Consider the following 15017-nt stretch of genomic DNA (forward strand, 5'->3'; position numbering starts at 1 on the left):
CACCATCCCTGACGCTCCGGCTCCGCCCGCCAGGCCCCAGATCCATCACTGCGAAAAGGCCCAATCATGTTGTTGACCATCGCCCGCCGAATCGGCATCTTTGCTGCGACTCTGGTGGCGGCATCCATCATCACCTTCCTGATGCTGTCGATCCTCCCCGGCAACGCGGCGCGCGTCGCCCTCGGCATCGACGCCACCGAAGCTCAAGTCGCCGCCCAAGAGCAACTCATGGGCCTCGACCGCCCCCTCTACGCTCAGTTCTTCGACTGGTTCGGACACCTCCTCATCGGCGACTTCGGCACCTCAACGGTGTCGGGTCAAGAAATTGGGCCCCAGATCGGCGACGCTCTTGCCATCACCGGAGTGCTCGTGATCTCCAGCGTGATCCTCGCGCTGCTCTTCGCCATCCCCATGGGCATCCTCTCGGCCGTTCGCCAGAACAAAGCCGACGGCGTGATCATCTCCGGCATCAGCCAGATCGGAATCTCGATCCCCGGCTTTCTCTTCGGAATCCTTCTTGTGGCGCTCTTCGCCGTGAAGCTCAAATGGCTGCCGGCTGGAGGCTGGGACGACCCGGGAGAAGACTTCATTGGCTTTCTCGAGCACCTCATCCTTCCGGCCATCGCGCTCGGCTCGGTGCAGGGCGCAGTGCTCAGCCGCTACGTTCGCTCATCGGTACTCGAGGTGATGCGCGAGGACTTCCTTCGCACCGCCCGCGCCAAGGGCCTCACCCCCAACCGTGCGCTCATGCGACACGGCCTTCGTAACGCCGCCATTCCTGTGATGACCGTGCTCGGCCTTCAAATTGCATCGCTGCTGATTGGCGCCGTCGTCATCGAACGCGTCTTCGCGATCCCCGGCCTCGGCAGCCTCCTGCTCGACAAGGTGGCCCTGCGCGACCTGCCAAGCATCCAAGGAATTGTGATGGTTCTCGTGGCCCTCGTACTGCTGCTCAACCTTCTCATCGACATCGCATACACCATCGTTGACCCCCGACTCCGGAGCGCATCATGACGACAACCACTCCCGCTCCCGCAGCCCCGCGCCTGCGCAAAAACGCCATTCCTTCGGGCAAACGCCGCAACGGCAACCTCGTCGTCGGCATCATCCTGATCGGGCTCATCGTCTTCGCCGCCGTGCTCTCCGCGTTCTGGACTCCGTTCGACCCCGAAGGTGTCTTTCCCGGAGAACTTCTGCTTCCACCCGGTGCCGAGCACCTCCTCGGCACCGACAACTTCGGTCGCGACGTACTCAGCTCGATCCTTCGTGGCGCCCAAATTTCACTGATCGTCGGAATCGTCGCCGTCGGCATTGCGGCTGTACTCGGAGTTCCTTTCGGAATCGTCGCTGGCATGAACCCAGGACGACTCGACCAGTTCATGATGCGCGGCAACGACATCCTGCTCGCCTTCCCCGCCCTGCTGCTCGCCATCATCTTCGGTGCCGTCTTCGGAGCAAACACCACCACCGCGATGGTCGCGCTCGGCATCGGTTCAGCGCCATCCTTCGCCTCAATCGCCCGCAGTGGCACTCAACAGGTGATGAGCCGTGAGTATGTGCAGGCGTCCAAAGCCTCCGGAAAAAACGGCTGGTTTGTGGGCGTAAAGCACGTGCTGCCCAACATCTCCGGAATTCTTATCGTGCAAGCATCCGTCTCCTTCGGCATCGCCGTGCTTGCCGAAGCAGCCCTCTCCTACCTCGGCCTCGGAACCACCCCGCCGACCCCCTCCTGGGGCCGCATGCTGCAAGACGCCCAGGGGTACCTCTACGTTCAACCGCTCTTGGTCGTCTGGCCCGGAATCGCGATCGCGATTGCGGTGCTCGGCTTCAACCTCCTCGGTGACGGATTACGCGACCGGCTCGACCCCAGAATGCAGGTAAAACGATGACCACGACAGACTCCCCCATCGAACCGACGCTCAGCGTTCGCAACCTCACCGTCAACTCCGCCTTCGCCGAGCTACTGCACGGCATCAGCTTCGACATCGCCCCCGGTGAGCGCGTCGGACTCATCGGAGAATCCGGTTCCGGCAAATCCCTGACCGCAACATCCGTTATGGGATTGCTGCCCGACACACTCGCCGCCAATGGCGAGATTCACCTTGCCGGTGGCCACGGAGATCTCGTGCACGCCTCCGAATCCACGTTGAGCCAGTTGCGCGGCAACACCATGGCCATGGTCTTCCAAGAGCCCATGACCGCGCTGAACCCGCTCATGAAAGCTGGCGCGCAAGTCGCCGAAATCATGACGCAGCACGGCACGGTTCCGGCAGGCCAATCGGCCGCCGCCCGCGCCGTTGAGCTGTTGGCGCAAGTGAAGCTACCGAACCCCGCCGAAGCCGCGCTCGCGTTCCCCCACCAGCTCTCGGGTGGTCAACGCCAGCGCGTCATGCTCGCCATGGCCATGGCCAACGACCCCCAGCTGCTGCTGTGCGACGAACCGACCACCGCTCTGGATGTCACGGTGCAGGCAGAAGTGCTGCGCCTGATCGAGGGGCTCGTCACCGAACGCGGCACCTCGCTCCTCTTCATCACCCACGACATCGGAGTGGTCGCTGAGGTCTGCGAGCGCGTGCTCGTGATGTACAAGGGCGACATTGTGGAAGACGGAACGGTCGAGCAGGTCATCACCAACCCGCAGCATCCGTATACGAAAGCACTCATCGCCGCGTCGAACCTTTCTGTCGTGGATGAGCGGGGTCGCCTGCACACGATTGCGACCAGTGCGATCACGCTTCCCACCGCTGCCGAGCTCGCCGCTGCGCTGGAGGAGCCTGCTGCTCCGACCGCCCCGGTGGAGCCGACCATCGCCACTCCGGCGTCGGCAAGCACGCTCGATTTCGTCATTCCTCACCAGCGCCGCACCGACCCGGATGAGCGGATCATCTTCAACGAAATCGAGGGCGAGCCGCTGATTCGGGTGCGCGACCTCACACGCCAGTACAAGCGCCGCGGTGGTGGCAAGCTCTTCGGCAAGCCGCCCGTCGTGCACGGTCTGCGCGGGCTTGATTTCGATGTGGCCAAGGGCCAGCGCTTCGGCATCGTCGGCGAATCAGGGTCGGGAAAGTCGACGCTGATGCGCTTGATGTGTGCCCTCGATGAGCCCACCGGCGGCAGCATCACGGTCTCCGGGCAAGAGCTTGCGGGCGCGAAGGAGCGCGAGTTGCGCGACTTCCGCAGCCAAGTGCAGATCGTGTTCCAAGATCCCATGGGGTCGCTCGATCCGCGCATGAAGGTCGAGCAGATCGTGGCTGAGCCACTGCGCGGGGTCAGCCGCGATGAGTCCCGCGAGCGAGTGATTGCCCAGCTGGAATCTGTCGGTTTGGAGGCGGATGTCATGCACCGTCATCCGCACCAGTTCTCCGGTGGTCAGCGCCAGCGCATTTCGATCGCGCGGGCCCTCATCACGCGTCCTCGTGTGTTGGTGGCCGATGAGGCCGTGAGCGCTCTGGATGTTTCGGTGCGCGCACAGGTCCTCAACCTGCTCTCAGACCTAGTCGACGAGTACGCTCTCACGCTGTTGTTCGTCTCGCATGACCTCGGGGTTATCCGGCACGCGTGCGACACCGTTGCGGTGCTGTCGGATGGTCGCATCGTCGAATGCGGCCCTACCGACGACGTCTACGACAATCCCCTTCACCCGTACACCCAGAAGCTCGTGAGTGCGACACCGTCGATCTCCGAGCTCGCCGGACGGGCCCGCTCGTGAGCGGCGCAGTCGGCGCCGGCCGCCGCGACGTTGGTTCCATTACTGATGTCGACGGCATCCGTGTTGGTCAGGTCAACAAGCAGGGCGATGGTTGGCTCAGCGGCGTGACCGTGGTGTTGCCTGACGCCGACACCATCGGCGGCGTTGATGTGCGCGGCGGTGGCCCCGGCACTCACGAGACCGATGCCCTCGATCCACGCACGTTGGTGCCCACGGTCGATGCAGTTGTACTCACGGGCGGGAGTGCTTTTGGGCTCGCCACGGCCCAGGGCGCTCAGCGCTGGTGTGCCGAGGATGAGCGCGGAATTCTCGTCGGAACTCTCCCCCACGAGGTGGTGCCGATTGTTCCCGCTGCCGCAATTTTTGATCTCGGGCGCGGTGGAGAATTTGGCAATCGCCCTACCGAGCAGATGGGCTACGACGCCGCAGCAGCCGCTGCCGCCAGCCCACCCTTCAGCCCTGTTGAGCGCGGCAACGTCGGTGCTGGCACCGGTGGCGCGCTCGGCGGACTCTACAAGGGCGGCGTCGGCACAGCCTCGGTCACTCTCCCCGGAGACAACGGAGACATCATCGTCGGGGCAATCGTGGTCGTTAATGCGGTCGGGATGCCGTGGCTTCCTCAGACGGCTGCGTCCACTACCGCAAGCGGTAAGGCTGCAGCCGCGGCGGCTGGACTCGAGCCGGTGCATTCGGCATCGCCGCCGCAGGGACTCAACACGACCATCGCTGTAGTCGCGACGAATGCGATTCTCGATCCGGCGGAAGCGTCGCGCACGGCGACGACCGCCCACGATGGGTTCGCTCGGGTGTTGAACCCCGTGCACACGCTCACCGATGGCGACACCATTTTTGTGCTCGCTACGTCCAAAAAGGAACTGGCCGGCGATGACCGCAGCGGCCGCGTAGCGTCGCTCTTCGCTCTGCAAACCGCAGCGGCCGAAGCCATGCGTCTCGCGATCCTGGATGCCATTGATTGCGCCCGCACCGTGACGACCCCGGTCGTGACTCTGGAACGTTTCCCTCTCCCCACTGACCTCGACTGGAGCGTCCTCGCATGACCGCCACCCCCACCGGCAGCACCGCATCGCTGGCAACGCTGACCGCTACTGAACTTGTTTCTCTCTTCGCGAGCCGAGCGATCTCCCCCGTCGAGGTCACCCGCGCTGTGCTCGAGCGAGCGGAAGCCAAGCAGGCTGAGCTGAACTGTTTTTATGCCATCGATGCCGCGGGGGCCACCACTGCGGCTGAGGCGAGCGAGAAGCGCTGGGCTGCTGGCGAACCGCTGGGCGCCATCGACGGCGTTCCGGCCACGATCAAAGAGAACGTAGCGCTGGCCGGCTTCAGCCAGCCCTCGGGCACGGCAGCGAAGTTCGACGCGCCTCCGGCCACCGCCGACGGCCCTCTCGCGGCCCGCCTCAAAGAATCGGGTGGCGTCATTTTCGGCATCACTGTGATGCCTGATTACGGGATGCTCTCCTCGGGTGTCTCGTCGCTGCACGGCATCACCCGCAGCCCCTGGAACCCTGCGTGGACTGTTGGTGGTTCCAGTGGTGGAGCCGGTGCTGCAGCGGCGGCGGGCGTTGGCCCGCTGCATTCCGGTTCTGACATCGGCGGATCACTGCGCCTTCCGGCAACGTGGCTCGGGCTTGTCACGCTCAAGCCCAGCTCGGGACGCGTCGCCGTCGATCCGCCTTACATGGGTCGCGTCGCTGGCCCCCTCACCCGCACGGTCGATGACGCTGCCCTCATGATGAGCGTGATGACGCGACCCGATATTCGTGACTACACGAGCCTCGGCCAGCAAGATCTCGACTGGAGCGACATCCACTATCCCGACCTTGAGGCTGCGATGCGCGGCAAGAAGGTCGCCTTCCACTTGGAGGGTGGCGCTGGCTTGCCGACCGACCCTGAGGTCGCCGCTGCGATTCAGGATGCCGTCAGCCACTTTGCTGCCGCCGGTGCCGAGATCACAGAGATAGCCCCGCCCATGACCGAGGAGTATCTCGATGACCTCGACATGTTCTTGCGGGTGCGTTCGCTCGGAGACTTCGAGGCGCTGAGCCCGGAGCGTCAAGCGATGGTGCTGCCGTTCATCCAAGACTGGGTTCTCGCCGGGCAGGGAGTTACCGGCGTTGAATCGCTGCGTCATTACCAAACGATTCAGTCGATGCGTGACAGCACGGTGCGCTCCACCGCGCCCTACGATCTGGTGCTGTCTGCAGCATCGCCCGTCGCGGCGTTCCCTGCCGAGTGGCCGATGCCCAGCAATGATGCCGCAACCTCGCTGCACCACATTGCCTACACGGCTCCCTACAATTTCTCGGAACAGCCAGCATCGACACTGAACTGTGGTTTCACCGCCGACGGTCGCCCGATCGGACTACAGATCGCCGGGCGCCGCTATGACGACCTCGAAGTCATGCGCGCCAGCCACTGGTACGAGCAGACCCGCCCGTCCGACGCCGCCCCGGCTTGGCCACTGTGAATCGACGCTGGGGCGGCCCCCTCGCCCTGGCCGGCATCCTGCTCGTCGCCCTGAACCTTCGCCCGGCGGTCGCATCGTTGTCGCCGATTATCGTCGCCGTGCAGCGGGACATTTCGCTCGACAGCGTTGCTCTCGGCATCCTCGGTATGCTCGCGCCGGCATGTTTCGCTGTCGCCGGCCTCACGATGCATTTGGTCAGTCGTCGCCTGCACGCGGAGTGGATTCTGCTTGGCGCTCTCGTGGCAATTGTGGGCGGTCAGCTAGTGCGCGCGACGAGCTTCTCGTTCGCGGGTCTGCTCGTGGGTGGAATCTTCGCTTTCCTAGGCATGGGCGTCGCGAACGTTCTTTTGCCTCCGCTGGTCAAGAAGTACTTTCCGCGACGCATCGGGCTCGTCACGTCGCTGTATGTGACGCTTATCTCCGTTGGCGCGCTCGTGCCACCGTTGCTGGCGGTGCCTCTCGCGCAGGCGACGGGCTGGCGTGAGTCGCTCGGCTCCTGGGCACTCATTGGCATGCTGGCGATCATCCCGTGGATCGCACTCGTTGTCGGGCGCCGCAGTCGAGACACCGCCAATGCCGCCTCCACAATCCCGACGCCCCGCATCGGTGGCCTCTGGAAATCACGGATCGCGTGGGGCGTTTCGCTCATCTTCGCCATCTCCAGCTTCAACGGCTACGCGATGTTCGCGTGGCTGCCCCCCATGCTGGTATCGACCGCGGGAGCCACCGAAACTGAAGCCGGGCAACTTCTCTCGCTGTTCGCGACCATCGGCATCCCTGCCGCGATCCTCGTGCCGTTTATTGCGAATCGGATGCGCGAACCCCTGCACCTCGTCTACCCGGGCGTTGCCGCCTTCGTTGTCGGGTACCTCGGCCTCATCGTGGCGCCATCGGTCATGACGTGGCTGTGGGTGTCCATCCTCGGAATCGGCACGCTGATCTTTCCGCTGAGCCTGCTGCTCGTCAACCTGCGCACCCTCACCTACGAGGGCTCAATTGCTCTCAGCGGCTTCGTGCAGGGAGTCGGTTACGTGCTCGGAGCCCTCGGACCGCTGTCGGTCGGTGTCGTTCACGCCATCTCGGGCAACTGGACGGCGCCCCTCATCGTGCTGCTCGTCGCCTCCGCCGTGGTGGGTGGCGTCGCACTGCTACTGATGACTCCGGGAACTCTAGAGAACCCGGGCGGGGGCTCGCGGCGGTCGCATGCCACGGCGACGTCAGCCTAGGCGGTGGCCCGCGGTGCACTAACTTAGCTCTATGGCTGTAGCTCACACTCGACGGGCGCGTGCTGCACGACGCCGCAAACGCCGTGTCGACGCTGCCGACAACGATCTCACCGCCGAGCAGTGGGAATCGCTCAAGCGCGAGTGGGGCGGCTGCGCTTATTGCGCCACGGCCGCCACCGACTCTGCACTGCAGAAAGATTGCGTTCAGCCCATCTCTCGCGGTGGCAGCTACACCGTGGGCAACGTCGTTCCCGCCTGCGGTTCCTGCAACGCGAGCAAAAGCAACAGCGAAGTGACCTCCTGGATGCGTCGCAAACGCCTCGACGAACGCGCCTTCCTCACGCAATACGTGCACGTGCGGCAGGCGCTCGGGATTCTCTAGCTCGCCGGCGCGACGTCTACGAACGCTAGTTCGCGCCCAGCAATGCTCGCAGCGCCGGCGCATCGGTGAGTGGCAGGCGACACACAAACTCTTCACACAGGTAGGCCGTCGGTGCGCCGCCGGTCGCGGTGCGGGCAGCAAACAGCTCAAAGCCGGATGCCGCAAAAGCCTCCGCCTGAGCCTGCGAGACCGCGACACCAATGCCCCCAGCGCGGTGCAGCCTGCGCGCCAGACTCGTGAGCTCGCCGCTCGTTGCGGCGCTTCCGTCGGAGGCGCCACCGGCCGCGTCGCCCGCGTCGCCCGCCTCGCCCGCCGTCACGACGACGAGTTGGCGCAGGGGTGCACCGAGTTCCGACATGAGGGTGAGGGCGGTTCCGAACGAGATTGGTTGCTGGGCTGCGAGTTGGCCGACCAGCTTCATAGAAGCCTCGGCGGCATCCCGGTATTGGGCGTCGCCGGTGAGCGCGAAAAGGGTGTGCGCGGCGGCGGCCATGGCGCTGAGGCCGCTGGGGTGGGCTCCGTCGCTGATGTCGGCTTCGGTCGAGAGTCCTTGCGCGGCGAGCACGGAGTCGCTACCGCCGGGGAGGCCGAAGGGTGAGCTACCCCGCCCTGCGGCGCCGGCGGCGAGCGCCCCGTCGACGAGGTCACGGGCAGCGAGCGCGTAGCGAACCTCGCCGGTGGCAATGGAGAGTTCGAGCAGACTTTGGGCGAGCATTCCGCTGTCTTCGAGGGTTGCTGCCGCGTCGGAGAGGATGCCGTCGATCGAGGTGCGCACTAGGCGCTGCCCCACACCGCCAACACCCACATGCTCAGCAAGCAGGAAGTCGGCGGCACCGCGGGCCAGCGCAATCCACTCGGCGTTGCCATGACGAGCGCCGGCCAAAGCGAGAGCTTCGATAGCAAGACCGTTCCAGCCGGTGAGGATCTTGTCGTCGCGGGGCGGGGCTTCGACGCGGGCGCGGCTCTCGGCATCCAGCGAATAGTAGAAGCCTTCGACGCGTTTGCCGTCGACGGTGCTTTCCGAGTCGAGGCCCGATGCGAATGCTCCCGAGGGCAGCAGCAGTTTGTCGCGTAAGAACTCGGCGACGCCCGTGGCAATCTCAGCCGAGTCGGCGAGCGCGTAGGCGGCAAGCAGTTGGGCGTTGTCGTAGAGCATGCGTTCGTAGTGCGGATCGGTCCAGTCGGCCTGGGTGGAGTAGCGGAAGAAGCCGCCATCGACCGGGTCGCGCAGGGCGGATGCCGCCATCGCCTTCAGCGTGCGGTCAGCGAGGCCGGTCGCCTCGGGCGAGTGTTCGGCGGAGCGGGCACCGCGATCAAGCAGGAACCGCAGCACCGGCGTCACCGGAAATTTGGGGGCGTCGCCGAATCCGCCATGGTCAAGATCTTCGGCGGCCGCGAGCGCGTCAATAACGTCGGCAAAGTCGGTGACGAGTTCGCTCTCCACACCGCGGCTCTGGGCGAGCGCTTGGGCAATCGCAGCACCACTCGTCTCCACTTGCTCACGCCGCGCAGTCCACGCATCCGTCACCGATTCAAGTACTTGCCGGAATGCGGGATGCTGCCCCACCGCGGTCGGCGGCCAGTAGGTGCCGGCAAAGAATGCTCGCCCCGCAGGGGTGACGAACACGTTGAGCGGCCAGCCCAGGTTGGGAGTGAAGGCGGATGCCGCCGCCAAATAGGTGGAGTCCACTTCGGCGTGCTCTTCGCGGTCGACTTTGATCGCCACGAAGTTCTCGTTGAGGTAGGCGGCCAACACGGGGTCGCTGAAGGATTCGCGCGCCATCACGTGACACCAGTGGCACGTGGAGTAGCCGATGGAGACGAGCACGGGCACATCTCGGCGCTCGGCTTCGGCAAAAGCTTCGGCAGACCACTCCCACCAGTCCACCGGATTGGTGGCGTGTGATCTCAGGTACGGGCTCGCAGCAGTTTCCAGACGATTGGGCATAGTCTCAGAGTATGTCGAAGTTGACCGTGACCTACATTGGCGGCCCCACCGCGTTGCTCGAATATGCGGGATTGCGCATCGTGACTGATCCCACATTCGATGCCCCGCAGCTCTACCCCGACGAGGGCGGTGTGCCGCTCACCAAGACGGCGGGTCCGGCGCTGAGCCGAGCGGATGTTGGCGCTGTCGATCTGGTGTTGCTCTCACATCACGAACACCAAGACAACCTCGACTACGAGGGACTCGAACTCCTCGCTACGGGTGTGCTGACGATCAGCACCATGAAGGCGGGCTCTGACCTCTTCGGCGGCGGCGTTCTCGGCCTCGACTCCTGGGAATCCCGCGAAGTCGGCGCCGTGACCGTCACCGCAGTGCCGGCCCTGCATGGCCCTCCCGGTTCTGAGGCCCGGCTCGGCCCGGTCACCGGTTTCGTGCTGCAGGCCGAGGGCGAACCGACCATCTACGTCAGCGGCGACAACGCCTCCCTGCCGCTGGTGCAGCAAATCGCCGACCGCTTCCCCGACATCAGCATCGCCGTGCTCTTCGCGGGCGCTGCCCGCATCTCCGCCGTCAACGGCCCTCTCACTTTGACATCAGCGGATGCCGCAGAAGCCGCCCGCATCTTGGGCGCCACCCATGTGGTCGGCCTCCACACCGAAGGGTGGGAACACTTCACCGAAACCCGCGCCGACCTCGAGGCTGCGTTCGCGGGGACGGGGTTGCTCGTGGAGACGCCGCCAGGGGTTGCGGTGAATATTGCGTGCTTGGCTGCGGGCGCGTAGCGCTTCCCGAAACTGATTTATCTTCACTAATGGTCTCGCTTGACGACGCGATCAGGACCGGCTTCGAGGGTGTACGGGAGCTCGCAACGCGGGTGTGTCAGCGCCTAAACACTCGCCGAAAGGTATCGCCCACCGACAGGCCGAGTTTGAGAGGTCTGTCCTCCAAGTGAATTGTGACGAAAGGAAGCCGGAAGAACCGCGATTTACCTAGTGACCAGCGGCCATCGAGGTACGCGGTTGCGGCCTGCAAGTATTCTTCCAAATATTCCATAGTGTCTTCATCGGAGGCGAGATCATCAGCCTGAAGGTGATAGTAGGGGCCCGGTATCTCCAGTTGAAACCACCCGGCACCCCCCAGCGAGATGATCGCATAATCGTCTGGGGCGGAAGGTGACGTCAATTTCAGGAAAGCATGATGGTGTGGAGGAACGCCGTCTATTCCAACATCAGAATTCATTCCGACCGCAGTGCTCGCCAGCTCGCTTAGGAGGGCCTTCTTGTCAACTACATTCAACGGGGCCACCCCCAGACTCTACCCGAACGGTGAAAAGTAACGATTTGCTTCGCTCGCTCCAGATGGACATGAACAGGAAGCAGACGTTTCTTCAAAGGAGAAAGTTTCTCCCAGTATTTAGGTGAGGCGCCCAATGACACCCTGTTCACCGTTCCAGGCGTCTGGGGGCCCCAACGTAAGACCGGTTTAACGAACTTGCGAATCGCCGCCATACTCGCAGAGACGCCAACTTTTCTCAGACCGACAGCTAGCAGCCCGCCCGGAATCAGTACGCTCAGAGCGGTGGCCGCCGTTTCTGCGTACACCATCTCATCTTCGGTCACTGGATCAAAGCGCTCGCACCCTCGATACCCGTCCCAGCTACCACAAGTTCTATCCTCATCGGCCCCGTTTACGCCGCAAGCTACGTCCCAAGAACAACGCCCGCTCAAGTCGAGCCTGTTAATCGGATCAGCCGGATAGTCATAAGCATTCGTCACCCCACCCTCAACAGGGTCAACCTCGAGGAACCTGCCGAGCCCGGCAACATACTGTCTGGCACCCATCTCGATTGTGGCGATCGAACCCTGATGCTCATACACCTTCCGATGCTGGCCGACGAACGCATAATCAGCATCGCCCGGCGAGGTATCCGTGACCGCGTCATCCGCAACCTCTGTGCCAATGTCGCCGGTGACCGGGTCGATGGGTTGCCCGAACGGATCAAACGCCGCTCGCGCACCGATCCGAGCACCGAGGTGGTCAGTGAGGATGATCGAATCACCATGCAGGTTCGGGTACGACCACTTCGCATCCGCGCCCACCGGGAGTGACACACTCACCCCACCCGGCAGCGACAGCGTCTCCTCAATCAGCACACCGGCACCGTCTAGAACACCAAACATGCCACCGGCAGTAAACGTGTAACGGATAACCTCCGCATCCTCGCCCGGCGCTTGGGAGCTGCGTTGGACAATCCGCCCCGTCGCATCCCGCAGATATTCGATCTCGGTGCCGTCATCCAACACTGTCTTCATGTGCCGATCCGCGCCGTCATAGAACAGTTGCTGATCAGCCAACCTGGTCGTGTTGCCATGCGCGTCATACGTCAGGCTCGCAGCGCCCAAGTTCGTCGAGAGCAACGTGTTTGCCCCCGCCGGAGCACCCGCCACCGCCGTCGACATCAACCGGTCAGAAGCGTCATAGCAGTAGTCCGTTGTGATCGGGACGCCCGCATCCTTCACATCCGAGAACGACGTGCGGTTACCGTTACGACCGGCAAGATCACTCGCCCCCGCACCACACGTGGTGTCGCCGAAACCGTACGACAGCACATGCCTCGGGATGACCGCCTGGGTCAAACGACCAGCAGCATCGAACGCGTAAGAAGAGGTTTCCGTACGCGGATCAGCCACCCACGAATCCGACAAAGTGTTCTGAATAATCCGGCCCGACTGCGACTGCACGCCCGAAGCTGCGCCGCACTCGAGTACGAGGGAGTAGAAACTACAACTTCAATCGTTTCGACAAGCTTCGGCCGCTGTCTGAAGGTTGGAACCTGAACGCTCCCGTAGAGCTGTTAAGGCTCCGAACCCGCCCGCTACAAGGGTGGCGACTGGCGCACATAGAGCGATCGGGTTCCAACCAGTGAATTGGGCAACAACAAGAAGCCCGAAGGCAACCGCCCCAATGACGGCTCCACACGCCACGACCACAACCCGAGAGCCGAGGGTGCGAGCGAACCTGCGAGCTAGGAGCCCAGTGACGATGGAACCCGTCGAGGCGCTAAGCCCCCAGAGAATCCCGAGAAATTGCCCCACCGCCAGTGCAACAAGAAAGAACGTAATAGCCCCTGTTGCTGTCACCGGGTTGGCAGCCACGCTCCTAAATAAACTTGGTAGCGTCCAAACAGTTATGAACAATCCCGACAGAACGAAGCCGGCTGCAGACCCGAAGAAGACGAATCCCTGCCAGAGCGGAGAGTTGATCAGTAAATTTCTAACGATCTTTCTCATTCCCGCTCTCCCTGCCCTCATCGCGCGATCCACTTAGAGCCTCGCCCGGGAACCCAAATATTTGGATGAACAAAACGACGGTAGTTCGCAGCCATATTTTTCCACTGCAGCCTATCGGCTCCCACCGTATGCCCGAATCGCCCTGTAGGTCTCACCGCAACTGCAGTTGAAAAGTGTCGAAGATAGAGAGTCGCCTTACGTTGAACAAATTGGAAGCCGACCTTGGAGCCGGGGCCGACGAAATACTCCTTCGAAGTGACAGTGAATACAGTAGTTGACCTACCCGCAGCGACAACAACATCTCCTCCCCCGTTTACGCCTGGAACACCGAATAGAGCCTCTAGATGACACGAAGAACCGTTCGTAAGTGAGGCGCACCCCGTCACCGGGAATGGAAAAATGCTAGATGGATTTGCTTGAAACACTGCCATTGCTTTTTCAGGAGTGCCAAAGACGGAAACTGGGCCGATTTCATCCTCATAGTCGTAGCTGTAGTCACCAGCCGCCTCGCCCGAAAGATCTAGTTGGTTGATCGGGTCAGCCGGATAGTCATAAGCATTCGTCACCCCACCCTCAACAGGGTCAACCTCGAGGAACCTGCCGAGCCCGGCAACATACTGCCTGGCACCCATCTCAATCGTCGCGATCGACCCCTGATGCTCATAGAGCTTCCGATGCGAGCCAACGAATGCGTAATCCGCATCGCCCGGCGAGGTATCCGTGACCGCGTCATCCGCAACCTCCGTGCCAATATCGCCGGTGACCGGATCGATGGGTTGCCCGAACGGATCAAACGCCGCCCGCACACCAATCCGAACACCAACATGGTCGGTGAGGACGATCGAATCACCGTGCAGGTTCGGATACGACCACTTCGCATCCGCCCCTACTGGCAGTGACACACTCACCCCGCCCGGCAACGACAGCGTCTCCTCAATCAGAGCACCAGCACCATCCAACACACCAAACATGCCACCAGCAGTAAACGTGTAACGGATAACCTCCGGCGACTCGCCCGGTGCTGTGGAGGTGCGCTGAACAATCCGCCCCGTCGCATCCCGCAGATACGCGATCTCGGTGCCGTCTCACGGATGGTCGCCACGATACGTTTTCGAGGCCCCTCGCAGCACGCAGCCTGTTCGATCGTTGACCAACGGGCAGGATCAGAAGCGCGTATTTTGCCCCGGGGAGCATGTCCGGTTGCTGGGCAGTGTCAACACCGAAAGATTCTGGAAGCGCGTCTATCGAGAAGATGGTGCCAGCAGCGACCGGCCCGTCATCAGTCACCTACACCGGCTCGCGCGCTGTGTTCTGAGCGATCATTTGCGCAACAAGCGACCGCGAACGCGCAGCCGTCGCATAGGCAAACAGCGGATAGGACTCGCTCACCGGCGCAACGATTGCGACCAAAGGGTCACCATCAAGCACCGGCGAAGTTAGCGCGATGCCGACAGTATCCTTCCCCATGTGTACATGCTGGGCGGAGAGTTCTGAGATTTCAGCCCATTCGAATTGTGCGAGCGGCGTGCTCTCGCTTCGCCCCCAGTAGAAAATGCCTGAAGAGTTGGCGCTCACGATCACGAAACTTGGGATATCGGTGGCCGATATTGCGCGACTTTTCGCGCGACGGTTGAGCGCATCCGCAAGCCGAGCATCCGCCCGCGCGACGAAAGTGGGGCCACCAGGGTTCCGGGCAGCGAGTTTGGTGCGGCGAGAGGTAATCGGCACGATGCTCAACGCAAGAAATAGTGCAGCCCCGAGAAAGGCCAAACCGAGACCGGTCAACCCGGGGCCCAATCCGGCCGGATCGAGAATTCCGGGACGGCCAGACTCGGGAGTCACATCAACATCGGACCTCGTCGTGCCCACCGTCAGTAATATGACCCCGAAAACTCCTAGAGCCCAAAATATTCTGATCACGCTTCTCCGCTAACCCTCTCCTCAAAGCCAAACATTGATCGGTGCAACTCAGGCTCT

Annotated in this window: 13 protein-coding genes; 8 read left to right on the plus strand and 5 right to left on the minus strand. The window is 62.9% G+C overall.

Annotated elements, in window-relative coordinates; translation table 11 throughout:
• The first annotated feature begins 66 nt into the window (after window positions 1–66).
• From I6E51_RS11050 to I6E51_RS11080, 7 genes are read left to right on the plus strand one after another with little or no spacing between them, the layout of a single operon-like run.
• Window positions 67–1014, plus strand: a complete 948-nt coding sequence (locus I6E51_RS11050; RefSeq protein WP_197107591.1) for an ABC transporter permease — start codon at window positions 67–69, stop codon at window positions 1012–1014.
• Window positions 1011–1889 (plus strand): ABC transporter permease, encoded by an 879-nt coding sequence (locus I6E51_RS11055; protein ID WP_197107593.1) that lies wholly within the window; start codon window positions 1011–1013, stop codon window positions 1887–1889. The genes I6E51_RS11050 and I6E51_RS11055 overlap by 4 nt, the downstream gene beginning before the upstream one ends.
• The gene (locus I6E51_RS11060) at window positions 1886–3709 is read left to right on the plus strand and encodes an ABC transporter ATP-binding protein (protein WP_197110337.1); all 1824 of its coding nucleotides are present in this window, start codon (window positions 1886–1888) and stop codon (window positions 3707–3709) included. The genes I6E51_RS11055 and I6E51_RS11060 overlap by 4 nt, the downstream gene beginning before the upstream one ends.
• On the plus strand, window positions 3706–4767 hold the full coding sequence (locus I6E51_RS11065; RefSeq protein WP_307783925.1) for a P1 family peptidase: 1062 nt from the start codon (window positions 3706–3708) through the stop codon (window positions 4765–4767). Before I6E51_RS11060 ends, I6E51_RS11065 begins: the two co-directional genes overlap by 4 nt.
• Window positions 4764–6194 (plus strand): amidase, encoded by a 1431-nt coding sequence (locus tag I6E51_RS11070; protein ID WP_197110339.1) that lies wholly within the window; start codon window positions 4764–4766, stop codon window positions 6192–6194. Before I6E51_RS11065 ends, I6E51_RS11070 begins: the two co-directional genes overlap by 4 nt.
• Window positions 6191–7420, plus strand: a complete 1230-nt coding sequence (locus tag I6E51_RS11075) for a CynX/NimT family MFS transporter (protein WP_197110340.1) — start codon at window positions 6191–6193, stop codon at window positions 7418–7420. Before I6E51_RS11070 ends, I6E51_RS11075 begins: the two co-directional genes overlap by 4 nt.
• A gap of 31 nt (window positions 7421–7451) precedes the next feature.
• Window positions 7452–7802 carry an HNH endonuclease gene (locus I6E51_RS11080; RefSeq protein WP_197110341.1) on the plus strand — a complete coding sequence of 117 codons (351 nt, stop codon included), beginning with the start codon at window positions 7452–7454 and terminating at the stop codon, window positions 7800–7802.
• 25 nt (window positions 7803–7827) lie between these two features.
• Here the strand turns inward: I6E51_RS11080 and I6E51_RS11085 are convergent, their stop codons facing one another.
• Window positions 7828–9750, minus strand: a complete 1923-nt coding sequence (locus I6E51_RS11085) for a thioredoxin domain-containing protein (RefSeq protein ID WP_197110342.1) — start codon at window positions 9748–9750, stop codon at window positions 7828–7830.
• Between the two features lie 11 nt (window positions 9751–9761).
• Between I6E51_RS11085 and I6E51_RS11090 the strand changes: the two genes are divergently transcribed.
• Window positions 9762–10532, plus strand: coding sequence for an MBL fold metallo-hydrolase (locus tag I6E51_RS11090; protein WP_197110343.1), 771 nt, complete (start codon window positions 9762–9764; stop codon window positions 10530–10532).
• Window positions 10533–10629: 97 nt separating this feature from the next.
• Here I6E51_RS11090 and I6E51_RS11095 read toward each other — a convergent pair whose 3' ends face one another.
• The 4 genes from I6E51_RS11095 to I6E51_RS11110 form a co-directional block, all read right to left on the minus strand.
• Window positions 10630–11055, minus strand: a complete 426-nt coding sequence (locus tag I6E51_RS11095; RefSeq protein WP_197110344.1) for a hypothetical protein — start codon at window positions 11053–11055, stop codon at window positions 10630–10632.
• A complete protein-coding gene (locus I6E51_RS14575; RefSeq protein WP_197110345.1) occupies window positions 11043–12440 on the minus strand; it encodes an RHS repeat domain-containing protein in 1398 nt (465 codons plus the stop codon). The genes I6E51_RS11095 and I6E51_RS14575 overlap by 13 nt, the downstream gene beginning before the upstream one ends.
• A gap of 617 nt (window positions 12441–13057) precedes the next feature.
• Window positions 13058–14011 carry an RHS repeat-associated core domain-containing protein gene (locus I6E51_RS11105; RefSeq protein ID WP_197110346.1) on the minus strand — a complete coding sequence of 318 codons (954 nt, stop codon included), beginning with the start codon at window positions 14009–14011 and terminating at the stop codon, window positions 13058–13060.
• Between the two features lie 316 nt (window positions 14012–14327).
• Entirely contained in the window at window positions 14328–14960 is a 633-nt protein-coding gene (locus I6E51_RS11110; protein ID WP_197110347.1) for a hypothetical protein, read from the minus strand.
• Between the last annotated feature and the right edge of the window lie 57 nt (window positions 14961–15017).

It is taken from the genome of Salinibacterium sp. NSLL17 (assembly GCF_015864935.1).
GTDB lineage: Bacteria > Actinomycetota > Actinomycetes > Actinomycetales > Microbacteriaceae > Rhodoglobus.